The organism is Microbacterium sp. zg-B185 (genome assembly GCF_030246885.1).
Taxonomy (GTDB): Bacteria; Actinomycetota; Actinomycetes; order Actinomycetales; family Microbacteriaceae; genus Microbacterium.
Genome location: NZ_CP126739.1, coordinates 808474 through 823359, shown reverse-complemented (window position 1 = coordinate 823359; position 14886 = coordinate 808474). Strand labels below are relative to the sequence as shown.

The following is a 14886-nucleotide window of genomic DNA, read 5'->3' as shown; positions in this document are numbered from 1 at the left end:
CCTCACACCACAGCGCCGGCGCGGTAGCCGACGCCGCGCACCGTCGTGACGATCTTCGGGTTGTCGGGGTCGAGTTCCACCTTGGCGCGGAGGCGCTGGACGTGCACGTTGACGAGGCGGGTGTCGGCCTTGTAGTGGTAGCCCCAGACCTGTTCCAGCAGCATCTCCCGAGAGAAGACCTGCTGCGGCTTCGAGGCCAGGGCCACCAGCAGCTCGAATTCAAGCGGTGTCAGCGCGATCGGCGACTCGTCGCGGCGCACCTCGTGGGCGGCCACGTCGACGGTGAGGTCGCCGATGCGCAGCGTCTCGTTCGCCTGCTGCGCGGCCGGGCGCAGCCGGGTGCGGATGCGCGCGACCAGTTCCTTCGGGTTGAACGGCTTCACGATGTAGTCGTCGGCGCCGGATTCGAGGCCCTTGACCACGTCCGCGGTGTCGGTGCGTGCGGTGAGCATGATGATCGGAACCCCGGATTCGGCGCGTATCCGCGTGCAGATCTCGATGCCGTCCATCCCGGGAAGCATGAGGTCCAGCAGGATCAGATCCGGACGCTCGGCACGCCAGGTCTCGACCGCCTTGGAACCGTCTGCGCAGAACGCCGTTTCGAATCCCTCCGTGCGAAGGACGATGCCGATCATCTCGGCCAGGGCCGTGTCGTCATCGACCACCAGGATGCGTGATGTCATCTCCCGCGTTTCGTCCTTTGCGTCGGGCCGGGGCGCGCGCCGTTCTCACGCCTTCCCCGTGCGCTTCCCACAGAGTAGTGGACACCGGCTGTGGACAGGCCGAACGCGGGCCGGGCGCGCACCGGAGGACCGCTGTCGGGGCCGGTCGGTGTGACACGATAGTGGCTCAGCCCGGGGGCGCGTCAGCGCGCCCGTGGTCTGGTCCGAGCCCGGCAGGGGGCTCGTCCGCACGTCATGGTCGGGGGCCCGAGGCCCGGAACGACACAGTCGACACGAGGAGGGCCATCCGTGACCGCCTATCCGGCCTGGACACCGGCATCCCGCGCCGGAATCATCCCGCTGCATCCGCTGACTTTCGGCATCATCCTGGGACGGTCCTTCGCCGCTCTGCGGCAGAACCCCCGCGTCCTGCTCGGCTTCGCGCTGTGCGTGCAGACGGCCGCGTACCTTCTGGTGCTGCTCGGGGTCGGCGCGGTCGCGGTGGCCTCGTTCACGCGGCTGGACACGCTCCGCGAGGGAACCGACGAGTTCGAGGCCGTGATGGCCGGCTCGATCGCCCTGACCTCCATCACGGCGCTCGTCCTGGGTCTTGCCGCCGGTGCGCTCGGGGTGATCGTGCAGGGCGTCGTGGTCAGCGAGGTCGCGCATGCCGCGGTCGCCGAGAAGCTGACACTGCGTGCACTGTGGCAGCGGGTCAAGCCGGTGGGGTGGCGCCTGATCGGATACTCCCTGCTGCTCACCCTGGCGGTGCTGGTCCTGATCGGCATCGTCGCCGTCGCGATCATCGCGGTCGGCGTGGCCGCGCTGCCCCTCGCGGTCGCCCTGACCATCCTCGTGATCCTCTCCGCGATCCCGCTGGCGCTGTGGCTGACCACCAAACTGCTGCTGGTCCCGGCGACCATCATCCTCGAGCAGGCCACCATCCGCGGTGCCATCGCCCGCTCCTGGGTGCTCATCCGCGGCCGGTTCTGGGCCGCGCTGGGCACGATCGTCATCATCTCGCTCACGTTCGGGGCGCTCTCGCAGGTCATCAGCATCCCGTTCTCGTTCCTCACCACCGGGCTGACGACGATCATCAGCCCGACCGGCGACCCGGAACCGTCCGCGATCATCGGCATGCTGGTCGCACTGGTGCTGACCCAGGTGGTCACGCTGCTCATCCAGTCCGTGGCCGTCGTGGTGCAGGGCACGGCGACGGCCCTCATCTACATCGACTGCCGGATGCGACGCGAAGGCCTGGACATCGACCTGCTCGCCTACGTCGAGCGACGCGACGCCGGGGCGATCGGTCTCGCCGATCCGTACCGGGAGAACATCGGACGGAAGATCGCGCCGCGCCCGGTCTTCCCCGCGGCGCCCGGCTATCCGGCCGCGCAGGGCTATCCCCCCGCGTACGCGGGACAGCCGTATGCGCCGGCCCAGCCGCAGCCCCCGGCCCCCGCCGGGTACGCACCGGGGTATCCCGCGCAGCAGGGCTATCCCGGTCAGCAGGGGTATCCCGCGCAGCAGGGGTATCCCGGGTATCCCCCGCCGCCGGCTCCCCCTGCCGCGGCGCGGCCCGCGGCGGCCCCGGCCGCCCACCCGGCCCAGCCCGGGTACCCGTCATCGGCCGCATCGGTCCCACCCGCGGATCCCGCCACCGCAGCGGAATCCGACCCCACGCAGCGGGGCACGCAGGATGAACCGCCGTCGGCGACGCGCTGGACCGCACCCGGTTCGGCCGGCAGTGCGATCGACCCGGAGTCGCCGTGGTCGTAGCCGGCGTGTTCTCCCGGCTGGCCGCGTCCGTGCCGCCGCTCGTCCCCGATCGCGAAGAAGCGCGCAGGTGGGCCGAGCGGGAACTGGCCGATCCACGGTACGCGATCGCCGAACCCACCCCCCTCGACCGCATCGCACGGGCGATCGCCGACTTCTTCGAGTCGCTGTTCTCGTCGGAGCTTCCCGGCGAGTGGGGACCCTGGGTCGCTGTCGTGGCAGCCGTGGTGGTGGGACTGGTGATCCTCGCCGCCTTCCTGATCTGGGGCGTCCCGCGATTCACGGCCCGTTCTCGCGGTCCGGCCGACCTGTTCGGTGCGGACGAGCAGCGCAGCGCCGACCAGTTGCGCCGGGACGCTGCATCCTCCGCCGCCGCCGGCGACTGGGACACCGCGATCATCCTCCGCTTCCGGGCACTGGCCCGCGGACTACTCGAGCGCGGAGCCGTGGACACCCCGCCCGGTGCGACCGTGCATGCCTTCGCCCGGGCCGCCGCGCGCGCGTACCCGGCCTGCGCGGACCAGCTGGAATCGGCCGCTGCCGCGTTCGAGGACGTCCGCTACCTGCGCCGACCGGGTACCGAGGAACTGTACCGGCGCATCGGGGCCGTGGAGGACACCGTCCGCGCCACCCGACCGGTGCTGCCGGTCCTGGTCGGGGCGAGCACGTGACCGCCGCAGCCGACACCGTCGCGGCGCCCGCCGGGCGCCGTCGGCCCATCGCCGGGTGGATGGTCATCGCCGCCGCGCTCGTCGCGGTCGGGATCGCCGGGTCCGCTCTGGCAGGCATCGGGCAGTGGGCCGAGCGCGAGGCGCTCGACCCGGAGTCGGCGGGTCCGACCGGCGCCCGTGCGCTGACCCAGATCCTCAGCGAACATGGAGTGGATGTCATCGTAGCGCGCGATCGAGCCTCCGCACAGGATGCACTCGGCCGCGGTGCGGCGACCCTGGCGATGGCCGATGCGCCGCACCTGTCCGACGATGCCCTCACCTCTGTCGCGGATGCCGCGACAGAGGTCGTCCTGATCGAGCCTCGCTCCCGCACCCTGCGACTGCTGCTGCCGGGCGCCACCCCGCACGGTGTCGGTCCGGGCCAGGCCGTCCCGCCCGCGTGCGCCCTGCCGGAGGCGCAGCGCGCCGGACCCGTTTCGCCCGGCGCGATCTACGCACCCGGTCCGCAGGCCACGGCGTGCTACCCGACCGGCGGCGGATACGGCCTGCTCGTCGGCGACGACGCCGGAGCCCGGGCGGTCGCCGTGGACGGCCGGGCTCTGTTCACCAACGAACACCTCGCCGCGGAGGGCAACGCGGCCCTCGCGGTGAATCTGCTCGGCCGGCATGCCACGCTCGTGTGGTACCTGCCCGACATCGGCGACAGCGACCTCGCCGACGCGGACGCTTCACTGGGCGAGCTCACGCCCCCGTGGGTCAGCCCGGTCATCGTGCTGCTCATGGTGGCCGGTATCACCGCCGCGATCTGGCGCGGCCGCCGCTTCGGTCCACTGGTCGCCGAGCGGATGCCGGTGACCGTCCGTGCAGCGGAGACGACCGAGGGACGCGCGCGACTGTATGCGCACGCGCGCGATGCGCTGCACGCGGCCGACCAGCTGCGCATCGGGGCGCTCACCCGCCTGTCCCGGACGCTGGGCCTGGGTCCGTCCGCCTCCGCCGCCGAGATCTCGGATGCCACGGCCGCCCGCGCCGGACTGGACCGTGGCAGGGTCCGGCGCATCCTCATCGACGAACTGCCCCGTACCGACCCGGAGCTCGTCGCGCTCAGCGAAGACCTCCGCGCCCTCGAGCAGGCCGTGCAGACGGCCGTGCGTCCTGAAAGGAACACCCGATGACAGACCCCAGCCCGCGCGACGCAGCCGGCGAGCAGACGGCTGCCGCCCCGGCATCCGCGAGCCCCGCCCTCGACGACGCCGCACTGCGGGAGTCCATGAACCGGGTGCGGATCGAGGTGGGCAAGGCCGTGGTCGGCCAGGACGGCGCTGTCACCGGCCTCCTGATCGCCCTGCTCGCGCGCGGGCACGTGCTGATCGAAGGGGTGCCCGGCGTCGCGAAGACGCTGCTGGTGCGGGCGTTCAGCGGTGCGCTGGGACTGGACACCAAGCGCATCCAGTTCACGCCCGACCTGATGCCGGGCGACGTGTCCGGATCCCTGGTGTACGACGCGCGCGCGGGCGAGTTCGAGTTCCGCGCGGGTCCGGTGTTCACCAACGTCCTGCTGGCCGACGAGATCAACCGCACACCCCCGAAGACGCAGTCCGCCCTGCTGGAGGCCATGGAGGAGCGACAGGTCTCCACCGACGGCGTCGCCCGTCCGCTGCCCGAGCCGTTCCTCGTCGCCGCCACCCAGAACCCGATCGAGCAGGAGGGCACCTACACGCTGCCGGAGGCGCAGCTGGATCGCTTCCTGCTGAAGCTGATCGTGGACATCCCGCCCCGCGACGCCGAGCTGACGGTGCTGCGCCGCCACGCCGGGGGCTTCGACCCGCAGGATCTCGCCGCCGCCGGGCTGCAGCAGACCGTCGATGCCGCGGAGATCCGCGCGGCGCAGCGGGCCGCGGCGGCGGTCATGGTGGCCGACGACGTCCTGGCCTACATCGTCGATCTGGCCCAAGCGACCCGGCGCTCGCCCTCGGTGCAGCTCGGCGTCAGCCCGCGCGCGACCACGGCGCTGCTGGCCGCGTCAAAGGCGTGGGCATGGCTCGGCGGGTACCCGGCGATCACCCCCGACCACGTGCAGACCATGCTCGTGCCCACCTGGCGCCACCGCATCCGCCTGCGTCCGGACGCCGAGCTCGAAGGCGTCTCCGTCGATGCCGTGCTCGGCTCGGTGCTGCAGCAGACCCGGGTGCCCATGTGAGTCGGCTCCAGACCGCTCCCGCGGATCAGGAGCTCTAGTGTTCATCTCCGGCCGCGTGCCGCTTCTGGTCGGACTCGGCACGGTGCCCGTCGTGCTGCTCTCGGTCGCCGGCCTCAACGCCTGGGCCGCCGCCGCGGTCTGGCTTGCGCTGTGCGCCGCCCTCGCGCTCGCCGATGCCGCCGCCGCGGCCGATCCGCGCCGAATCCGGGTGCACCGCCGGGTGCCGGGCCGCGCTCTGCTCGGAGAGCCGGTGGCGACGGAGCTGTGGCTGGAGAACACCGGTGCGCGGCGGCTCCACGGTCGGATCCGCGACGCCTGGCAGCCCACCGCGGGCGCGTCGCCCGACCGCCCGGCGGTCGACGTGCCCGCCGGGGAGCGTCGGCGGATCGTGGTCCCGCTGCTGCCCCGGCGCCGGGGCGAACTGAGCTCTGCGTTCGTCGTGGTCCGCGCGGACGGGCCGTGGCGACTGGCCGGGCGTCAGGCGCGGATACCGAGCCGGGGCGCGCTGCGAGTGCTGCCGCCGTTCACCGCCCGTCGGCACCTGCCTTCGCGACTGGCCCGCCTGCGCGAGCTGGACGGCAACACCAGTGTGCAGGTCCGCGGGCAGGGCACCGAGTTCGACAGCCTGCGCGAATACGTGCGGGGGGATGACGTCCGCTCGATCGACTGGCGCGCCACCGCGCGCGCGGGCGCGACGATGCTGCGCACGTGGCGCCCCGAGCGGGACCGCCATGTCGTGATCCTGCTGGACACGGGACGCACGGCCGCCGCACGGGTGGGAGACGGCGTACGACTGGATGCCGCGATGGAGGCCGCACTGCTGCTGGCAGCGCTCGCTTCGCGCGCGGGCGATCACACGCACCTTCTCATGTTCGACCGTGTCGCCCGTGCTCGCGTCACCCGCGTGGACGGGCCGGCGCTGCTGCCCGCGCTCGTGGAGGCGATGGCACCGGTCGAGCCGCAGCTGATCGAAACGGATTGGGATGCCGCGTTCGCACAGGTGCGCAGACTCAGCTCGCGGCCGTCGCTCGTGGTGATCCTGACGGCGCAGGACGCACCGGAATCCGCCCGTGGCTTCCTCGGCTCGCTGCCGGCACTCTCGCGCCGGGCCCACGTCCTGGTCGGCACGGTCACCGTCGCAGACGATGCCGCTGCCGATGACGACCGCGGGAACGCAACGGGCGTGTACCGGGCCGCCGCGCACGAGCAGACGGTCCGTGACGCGGCGCGGGTGGCCGCGGCCATCGGCCGAGCGGGCGCCGAGGCGGTCGCTGCGTCGGCCGAGGCGCTGCCGCCGAGGATCGCCGACCGGTACCTGGCGCTGAAGGCCGCCGGTCGCCTCTGAGCCCCGCGGAGGACGTACGAGGTCCGGCGCCCACGCGGACACGCGACGACATACTCTGTTGGCGGCCCCTGCCGGAGGGCTACGCTCACGACGAGGAAAGGAGTCCGCCATGTCGGATACCCCCAGCAGTGCGCGCAGAGCCGACGAGGCCGGCGCCGACCAGGCCAGCACCGCGACGAAGCTGGTCGCGGAGGCGCTCGGCACGTTCGTGCTCGTCTTCGGTTCGATCGGCACCGCCCTGTTCGCCGCCGACTTCGGCGCGAGCGAGAACGGCACCTCGCTCGGTGTCGGTTTCGTCGGGGTGGCCCTCGCGTTCGGCCTGACCCTGCTCGCCGCGATCTATACGTGGGGGCCGGTCTCGGGCGGCCACTTCAATCCGGCGGTGACGTTCGGCCTGGCCGCCGCGGGCCGGTTCGCGTGGAAGGACACCCCCGGGTACATCGTCGCCCAGATCGTCGGCGGGGCGCTGGGAACCACTCTGATCGTGCTGATCGGGCTGTTCGGACCGGGCAACTGGCTCAGCGCCGCGCAGGACGGCGGTTTCGCCAGCAACGGCTTCGGCGAACACTCGCCTGGCGGGTTCGGGTTGGGGGCCGCGATCACCGCGGAAGTCCTCCTCACGGCGATCTTCGTGCTCGTGATCCTGGGCGTGACCCACGCCAAGCGCGGCGCAGGCAATTTCGCCGGAATCGCGATCGGCCTGACCCTGACTTTCATCCATCTCGCATCGATCCCGATCGACAACACCTCGGTCAACCCGGCCCGTTCGATCGCGACGGCCATCTACGGCGGCGGCGACGCGCTCATCCAGCTCTGGGTGTTCCTGGTGTTCCCGCTGGTCGGCGGCGTGCTCGCGGGTTTCCTGCACCGCGCGCTGTTCGAGCCCCGGGTCGCCCCGGCCGCACAGCGCGAAGCGCGCGTGCGGTAGCGGCAGCGCACACGCACGCAGGAGGCCCGCCCCAGTCGGGGACGGGCCTCCTGCGTCTGCGGTGATCAGATCAGGTCGAAGCGGTCCAGCTCGGTGACCTTGCCCCACGCGGCGACGAAATCGCGCACGAACTTCTCCTGCGCGTCGTCGCTCGCGTAGACCTCTGCGACGGCACGCAGCTCGGAGTTGGAGCCGAACAGCAGGTCGACGCGGGTGCCGCGACCGACCGCGGCTCCGGAACCGTCCTTCGTGCCCTCGAACGCCTGCGAACCCGGATCCAGCGGCGTCCACGTCGTGCCGAGGTCGAGCAGCCGGACGAAGAAGTCGTTCGACAGCACGCCCGGACGGTCAGTGAACACGCCGTACTCGGAACCGTCCCAGTTGGCGCCGAGCACCCGCAGACCACCCACGAGCACGGTCATCTCGGGCGCGCTCAGGGTGAGCAGGTTCGCCTTGTCGATGAGGTGGTGCTCCTGCGGCAGGACCGCGTTGCGTCCGTAGTGGTTGCGGAACCCGTCAGCGGCAGGCTCCAGATACGTGAAGGACAGGACATCGGTCTGCTCCTGCGTGGCGTCCGTGCGGCCCGGGTGGAAGTCGACTTCGGCCTCCACGCCGCCCGCCCGTGCCGCCTGCTCGACCGCTGCGTTGCCGGCCAGCACGATGATGTCGGCCAGCGACACCTTCTTGCCGTCGGTGCGGTCCTGGTTGAACTCGGCCTGCACGCCCTCCAGCGCTGCCAGCACAGTGGCCAGTTCGGTCGGGCGGTTGATCTGCCAGTCCTTCTGCGGCTCCAGGCGGATCCGGGCGCCGTTCACGCCGCCGCGCTTGTCGCTGCCGCGGAACGTGGATGCGGCAGCCCAGGTGGTGGTCACCAGCTGTGCGACCGACAGTCCGGTCGCCAGGATGCGCTCTTTCAGCGCGGCAGCGTCGGTGGCGTCGATGAGCGCATGGTCGACGGCCGGCACGGGATCCTGCCAGATGAGCTCTTCGGTGGGCACCTCGGGGCCGAGGTAGCGGTCGATCGGGCCCATGTCGCGGTGGGTCAGTTTGAACCACGCACGTGAGAAGGCGTCGCCGAAGGCCACCGGGTCGTCCTTGAACTTCCGCGAGATCTTGTCGTACTCGGGGTCCATACGCAGTGCGATGTCGCTGGTCAGCATGCGCGGCTCACGACGCCCGTCCGAGTGGGCCAGCGGCACCATGTCCGCACCCATCCCGTTCTTCGGCCGCCACTGGTGGCCGCCGCCGGGGCTGCGCATGAGCTCCCAGTCGTACGCGTAGAGGATGTGGAAGAACTCGTTGTCCCAGCGCGTGGGGTGATAGGTCCAGGTGACCTCCAGGCCCGAGGTGATGGTGTCATCGCCCTTGCCGGTGCCGAAGTTGTTCTTCCAGCCCAGGCCCTGCATCTCCAGTCCGGCCGACTCGGGGTTGCCCTCGAGGTTGGAGTCCGGCGCGGCGCCGTGGGTCTTGCCGAAGGTGTGACCGCCGGCGATCAGCGCGACGGTCTCCTCGTCGTTCATGGCCATCCGGCCGAAGGTGGTGCGGATGTCGTGCGCGGACTTGAGCGGGTCGGGCTCTCCATTGGGGCCCTCGGGGTTGACGTAGATGAGACCCATCTGCACGGCGGCCAGGGGCTTTTCCAGCTCGCGGTCACCGGTGTAGCGCTCGTCGCCCAGCCACGTGGTCTCGGGACCCCAGTACACGTCCGCGTCCGGCTCCCACACGTCGGGGCGGCCGCCGGCGTAGCCGAACGTGTTGAAGCCCATGGACTCGAGGGCGACGTTGCCGGCGAGGATGATCAGGTCCGCCCAGGACAGGTTCTGGCCGTACTTCTTCTTCACCGGCCACAGCAGACGCCGTGCCTTGTCCAGGCTCACGTTGTCCGGCCAGCTGTTCAGGGGCGCGAACCGCTGCTGTCCGGTGCCGCCGCCGCCGCGACCGTCGGTGATCCGGTAGGTTCCGGCGCTGTGCCAGGCCATGCGGATCATCAGCGGGCCGTAGTTGCCGAAGTCGGCCGGCCACCAGTCCTGCGAGGTCGTGAGCAGCTCGGCGATGTCCGCCTTCACCGCAGCCAGGTCGAGCGACTGGAACGCCGCCCGGTAGTCGAAGTCCTCGCCGAGCGGGTTGGCCACGGCGGGGTTCTTCGCGAGGATCTTGAGATTCAGCTGGTTCGGCCACCAGACGGCGTTGGCCGAGCCGGTCGTCGGGTGCGGCTGCCCGTGGATCACCGGGCAGGCTTCCGCCTCGTTCGGGCGCGGACGGGTCTCGCCGTCGGCGCGCTCGTCCACCGGGGTGTCGATGTCGGTGACGGCCTGGTCGATGCCGCTCGCGTCTTCGCCGATCTCGGGGATCGTCTCGTCGGTCATGGGGTGTCCTTCCCTTGGGGGGTCATCGGCCGCTCAGGATCAGCGGCCTTGGGGTTGTCGTGGCAGTGGGTGGGCCGATATCTCAGGCCGGGAGCGAGGCGCACTCGGCGCAGACACCCCAGAAGGTCACGTCGGCGGCCGTGACGGTGAATCCGCGCGCATCGGAGGGCTGCAGACAGGGCGCTTCGCCGACGACGCAGTCCACGTCCTCGATCCGGCCGCAGCCGCTGCAGATCAGGTGGTGGTGGTTGTCGCCGACCCGCAGCTCGAACAGCATCGGGTGCCCGGCGGGCTCGATGCGACGCACCAGTCCGGCGTCGGTGAAGTCGGCCAGCGCGTTGTAGACGGACTGCGGACTGGTGCTCGGGATGCCGGGCAGCACGTCGGCGTGGATCACATCGACGCTCGCGTGCGAATGCCGACGGAGCGCGTCGAGCACGGCACGTCGGGAGTCGGTGACCCGGAGCCCGGCGGCGCGGATCGCGTCCGCCGTCGCGCTGTGCTGCTCTGCGTCGGTCATGACACCAGCCTACACTTTTTAGCGATTCAAAACAGGCCGCGACGGCGGCCGGCGGCGTCCCGCGGGTCAGCCGGCGACGAGCCGGGCCGTGCCCGCCTCGTACTCGCGCAGGTCGCCGGTCTCACCGCGACGGTGCGCGCGACCGCCGACGACCAGCATGTACAGCAGGAAGGCGGCCAGCGCCACCGCGCCGATCCCGATCTTCAGCGCCCACGGCCAGGGCTGCGCGGTGACGAACCCCTCGATCGCGCCCGAGACGGCCAGCGCGATGACCAGTCCGACCGCGATCGTGGCGAGGGATCGGCCGGCCGCGGCGAGCGCGTCACCGCGCGTGCGAGGTCCGGGTGCCACCCAGGCCCAGAAGATGTGCAGTCCCGCGGCCGCGGCGACGAAGATGCACGTCAGCTCCAGCATCCCGTGCGGCAGGATGAACAGCAGGAAGACATCGCCGCGGTCGAACGCGAGCATCACGGCGGCCGCGGTCCCGACACCCACCGCGTTCTGCACCAGCACCATCAGCGGCCACACACCGGTGATCCCGAACAGTACGCACTGCGCGGCGATCCACGCGTTGTTCGTCCACACCGTGCCCGCGAACACCGCTGCCGGATTCTCGCTGTAGTAGTCGGTGAAACTGTTCTGCGCGTAGTACTCGAGCTCGGCACGACTGCCGAGGGAGGCCACGAGTGCGGGATCCCGGGACACCCAGAACGCGACCAGCACCGCCACCACGATGAAGCCGACGGCGATGACCAGCGTCGTCCAGCGCACGCGATACAGGGCAGCCGGCAGCTGCAGCGCGAAGAAGCGCGGAATCTGGCGGGCGACGTTCTCCGGTGCACCGGTCAGACGCAGCCGGGCGCGGGCGAGCATGGTCGAGACGTAGTCGCCCTGAGCCGTGCGTCCGGCCGAGCTCTTGATGTCGGCGAGATCCGCCGACGCCGCCCGGTAGCGAGTGACGAGCTCATCGACCTGCGCGCCGGTGAGCCGTCGCTTCCCGCTCAGTTCGTCCAGCCGCGCCCATTCGTCTCGCCGCGCGAGGGTGAGGGCGTCCAGGTCCATTTGGTTTACTGTACCCATGCCCGCTTCGGATCCCCCCGTCGCGCCCGCGCGGGTGATCGAGATCCAGCAGGACGAGGTGCTCACCGGCGAGGCCGTTGCGCTGGACGTGCAGCCGGTCGGGTTCTTCCTGCGTGGGCTGGGCGCGCTGATCGATGTCCTGGTCGGCATCGGCGCGCTCCTGCTGTTCCTGCTCGTCACCTCGTGGCTCGTCGGGCAGAGCCTCGTGGACGCGGTCGCGCTGCCCATCCTGAGCGTCACCGTCCTGGTCACCGTCACGGTCGTCATCCCGACCGTGGTCGAGACGATGACCCGCGGTCGCAGTCTCGGCAAGCTCGCGGTAGGGGGCCGGATCGTGCGCACCGACGGAGGTGCGTCCGGCTTCCGGCAGGCGTTCATCCGCGCACTCACCGGGGTCCTCGAGATCTGGCTCACCCTGGGGGCGGTCGCTGCGCTGGTGGGCGCATTCACGCCCCGTGCCCAGCGGCTCGGCGATCTTCTGGCCGGAACCTATTCCGAGCGCACCCGCACACCCCGGCTTCCGCCGCCGGGGCCGCCCGTGCCGCCGGCGCTGGCAGGCTGGGCCGCCGTGGCGGACGTCGCCCGCCTCCCGGATCGACTGTCTCGGCGCATCGCCCAGTTCACCCAGAGCGCGGCCGCCATGCAGCCGCCCGCGCGGGCTCGGCTCGCGGCAACCCTCGCCGCCGAGGCGGCAGTGCACGTCTCGCCCGTGCCCGCCGTGGACGAGGAGACGTTCCTGCGCGCGGTCGTGGCGGTGCGGCGGGACCGCGAGCTGCGCGCCCTGCAGCTCGAGCAGCAGCGGGTGGCGGCGCTGACCGGTCCGACTGGAGCACCCCGCGGGTTCCCGGAGCGCTGAGACGGCGCGCTGCTCCGCAGTCGCTTTCCGCGACCCGGTAGCCCCCGCACTCCGCAGTTACTGACTGCGGAGCCCCTTTTCGCCCGGAGGCGCGCAGCGGTCCGCGGTCAGTTCCGGCGAGCGCGGAGCCGCCGGAGGGCGCAACGTGTGACTGCGGAGCTCAGTACCGGTAGTGGTCCAGCTTGTACGGGCCGTCCACGGGAACCCCGATGTACGCGGCCTGCTCGGGCGTCAACACGGTCAGCTCGACACCGAGCGCGGCCAGGTGCAGGCGCGCCACCTTCTCATCGAGCGCCTTCGGCAGCACGTACACGCCGACCGGGTACTGCTCGATGTTGGTGAACAGTTCCAGCTGGGCGAGCACCTGGTTCGTGAAGGACGCGCTCATCACGAAGGACGGATGCCCGGTCGCGTTGCCGAGGTTCATCAGGCGTCCCTCGCTCAGCACGAGCACGCTGCGTCCGTTCGGCATCCGCCACTCGTGCACCTGCGGTTTGATCTCGATCGCCTCGGCGCCGGCGAGCTGCTCCAGCCCGGCCATGTCGATCTCGTTGTCGAAGTGACCGACGTTCGCCACGATCGCCAGGTGCTTCAGCCCGAGCAGGTGCTCGACGGTGATGACGTCCTTGTTGCCGGTCCCGGTCACGACGATGTCGACCTCTCCCAGCACCGACTCCAGGCGTGCAACCTGGAATCCGTCCATCGCGGCCTGCAGCGCGCAGATGGGATCCACTTCGCCGACGATGACCCGCGCGCCCTGGCCGCGCAGCGCCTCGGCCGCGCCCTTGCCGACATCGCCGTAGCCGGCCACGAAGACCGCCTTGCCGCCGATCAGCACATCGGTGGCGCGGTTCAGTCCGTCCGGCAGGGAATGGCGGATGCCGTACTTGTTGTCGAACTTCGACTTGGTGACGGAGTCGTTCACATTGATGCCCGGGAACAGCAGCTGTCCGGCCGCGGCCAGCTCGTACAGCCGATGCACACCGGTGGTGGTCTCCTCGGTCACCCCGATCAGCTCGCGGCTGATCCGCGTCCACCGCTCGGGGTCGGCCGCGAGACTGGCGCGGAGCGTCTGCAGCACCACGCGGTACTCGTGCGCGTCACCCTCGGCGGCATCGGGCACCTCGCCGGCCGCCTCGAACTGCACGCCCAGATGCACCAGCATGGTGGCGTCGCCGCCGTCGTCCAGGATCAGGTTGGGCCCGTCGAATCCCTCCGCAGACCAGTCGAAGATCCGATCGGTGCACGCCCAATACTCCTCGAGCGTCTCGCCCTTCCACGCGAACACCGGAACCCCGGCGGGCGCATCCGGGCTCCCGTGCGGGCCGACGGCGATGGCGGCGGCGGCTTCGTCCTGGGTGGAGAAGATGTTGCAACTGGCCCAGCGCACCTGCGCGCCCAGCGCCACCAGCGTCTCGATCAGCACGGCGGTCTGCACCGTCATGTGCAGCGACCCCGCGATGCGCGCGCCGGCGAGCGGCTGCGACGGACCGAACTCCGCACGCAGGGCCATCAGGCCGGGCATCTCGTTCTCGGCCAGCCGGATCTGATGCCGGCCCGCCGGGGCGAGCGCCAGATCGGCGACGCGGTAATCCAGCACTGCGGGGGCGGTGAGGTCGGTGCTCATCCGCCCATTCTCCCAGACCATTCGGGAAGGCGGACTGGGCTCAGCGCAATGGCGCAGTCAGCGCTGCGCGATGGTCTCGTGCCGAACCACGACCCACCCGCGCGGCATCGACAGCCGATCGGTGTGGATGGCGCACAGGTCGTGCGCGTGCGGGTCACCGCCGGCACCCAGCGGACCGAGGGCGGCCATCTGGTCGGGGTAGTCGTACGTCAAGGTGGAGACCGCCTCTCGGGCGCATCCCACCTTCGAGCAGAGTCTCTGGCGCATCGCACCCACGTTATCCAGCGGCGCAGGGATCAACCGGATGCCGCGCCGCAGCGCCGGTCCCGCGCGCGCGAATCCGGTATCTGGTCGGTCAGCCGGCTGGTGTCGCACACCCCGAGCCGCTCCCCGCTGGGCCCATAAGATGGACGCATGGTATGGCGACGGAGCAAAGAGACGGCCGCACCGGTCCGTCGACCGGCCCGTCACGGCCGCCACGGACGCGAGGGCCGCAGCCCCATCGTGCGTCCGCCGCTTCCCCCGCTGGAAACGCGCGTGGAGCGGTTCGATCTGGCGGTGGGCACCGCCGCCGAGTTCCTCCGCTCGGCATGGCCGGAGCTTCGCGACGTGAGCTTCGAAGTCGGCGACATGCCGCCGGCGGCTGACGATGACGGCATCCCCCGGTGGCGGGTGCTGACCGACGAGAAGCGGATCATCCTCTACCGGCTGCCCATCGAGCGACTGAGCCATCTGCACCGCGACGACGATCTGCACCGGCGGATCATGATCGAGGGCAGCGTCTTCCGCGCGGCCGCCGAATACCTCGACCGCGACCCGTGGGATCTCGGTCCGGAGCGCTTCCGATACTTTTGA

14 protein-coding genes are annotated in these 14886 nt (G+C 71.2%); 8 read left to right on the top strand and 6 right to left on the bottom strand.

All coding sequences use genetic code 11. The features are described 5' to 3' along the window. Positions 1-2: 2 nt before the first annotated feature. Positions 3-683 carry an MtrAB system response regulator MtrA gene (mtrA, locus tag QNO12_RS03850; protein WP_257502884.1) on the bottom strand — a complete coding sequence of 227 codons (681 nt, stop codon included), beginning with the start codon at positions 681-683 and terminating at the stop codon, positions 3-5. 288 nt (positions 684-971) lie between these two features. Here mtrA and QNO12_RS03845 point away from each other — a divergent pair, with 288 nt between their 5' ends. From QNO12_RS03845 to aqpZ, 6 genes are all read left to right on the top strand, one after another. Further along, on the top strand, positions 972-2441 hold the full coding sequence (locus QNO12_RS03845) for a glycerophosphoryl diester phosphodiesterase membrane domain-containing protein (RefSeq protein WP_257502885.1): 1470 nt from the start codon (positions 972-974) through the stop codon (positions 2439-2441). Then, positions 2432-3109 carry a DUF4129 domain-containing protein gene (locus QNO12_RS03840; RefSeq protein WP_257502887.1) on the top strand — a complete coding sequence of 226 codons (678 nt, stop codon included), beginning with the start codon at positions 2432-2434 and terminating at the stop codon, positions 3107-3109. Before QNO12_RS03845 ends, QNO12_RS03840 begins: the two co-directional genes overlap by 10 nt. Beyond that, on the top strand, positions 3106-4284 hold the full coding sequence (locus QNO12_RS03835) for a DUF4350 domain-containing protein (protein WP_257502888.1): 1179 nt from the start codon (positions 3106-3108) through the stop codon (positions 4282-4284). Before QNO12_RS03840 ends, QNO12_RS03835 begins: the two co-directional genes overlap by 4 nt. Next, positions 4281-5309: an AAA family ATPase gene (locus tag QNO12_RS03830; protein WP_374761035.1), complete on the top strand. Its 1029-nt coding sequence runs from the start codon at positions 4281-4283 to the stop codon at positions 5307-5309. The genes QNO12_RS03835 and QNO12_RS03830 overlap by 4 nt, the downstream gene beginning before the upstream one ends. A gap of 37 nt (positions 5310-5346) precedes the next feature. Further along, positions 5347-6654 carry a DUF58 domain-containing protein gene (locus tag QNO12_RS03825; protein WP_257502889.1) on the top strand — a complete coding sequence of 436 codons (1308 nt, stop codon included), beginning with the start codon at positions 5347-5349 and terminating at the stop codon, positions 6652-6654. Positions 6655-6763: 109 nt separating this feature from the next. Continuing rightward, a complete protein-coding gene (aqpZ, locus tag QNO12_RS03820; protein ID WP_257502890.1) occupies positions 6764-7582 on the top strand; it encodes an aquaporin Z in 819 nt (272 codons plus the stop codon). Positions 7583-7647: 65 nt separating this feature from the next. On the opposite strand, the gene katG is transcribed toward aqpZ, so the two are convergent. The 3 genes from katG to QNO12_RS03805 form a co-directional block, all read right to left on the bottom strand. Continuing rightward, positions 7648-9948, bottom strand: a complete 2301-nt coding sequence (katG, locus tag QNO12_RS03815) for a catalase/peroxidase HPI (protein WP_257502891.1) — start codon at positions 9946-9948, stop codon at positions 7648-7650. An 82-nt stretch (positions 9949-10030) separates the two neighbouring features. Next, positions 10031-10468 carry a Fur family transcriptional regulator gene (locus tag QNO12_RS03810; RefSeq protein WP_257502892.1) on the bottom strand — a complete coding sequence of 146 codons (438 nt, stop codon included), beginning with the start codon at positions 10466-10468 and terminating at the stop codon, positions 10031-10033. A gap of 66 nt (positions 10469-10534) precedes the next feature. Further along, positions 10535-11530: a stage II sporulation protein M gene (locus tag QNO12_RS03805; protein WP_257502893.1), complete on the bottom strand. Its 996-nt coding sequence runs from the start codon at positions 11528-11530 to the stop codon at positions 10535-10537. 16 nt (positions 11531-11546) lie between these two features. On the opposite strand from QNO12_RS03805, the gene QNO12_RS03800 reads away from it, so the two are divergent. Continuing rightward, positions 11547-12404 carry an RDD family protein gene (locus QNO12_RS03800; protein WP_257502894.1) on the top strand — a complete coding sequence of 286 codons (858 nt, stop codon included), beginning with the start codon at positions 11547-11549 and terminating at the stop codon, positions 12402-12404. Positions 12405-12564: 160 nt separating this feature from the next. Here QNO12_RS03800 and ahcY read toward each other — a convergent pair whose 3' ends face one another. Continuing rightward, complete coding sequence (gene ahcY, locus QNO12_RS03795; protein ID WP_257502895.1) at positions 12565-14031, bottom strand: adenosylhomocysteinase; 1467 nt, start codon at positions 14029-14031, stop codon at positions 12565-12567. A 57-nt stretch (positions 14032-14088) separates the two neighbouring features. After that, complete coding sequence (locus QNO12_RS03790; protein WP_257502896.1) at positions 14089-14298, bottom strand: DUF3499 family protein; 210 nt, start codon at positions 14296-14298, stop codon at positions 14089-14091. A 147-nt stretch (positions 14299-14445) separates the two neighbouring features. Here QNO12_RS03790 and QNO12_RS03785 point away from each other — a divergent pair, with 147 nt between their 5' ends. Further along, entirely contained in the window at positions 14446-14886 is a 441-nt protein-coding gene (locus QNO12_RS03785) for a metallopeptidase family protein (RefSeq protein WP_257502897.1), read from the top strand.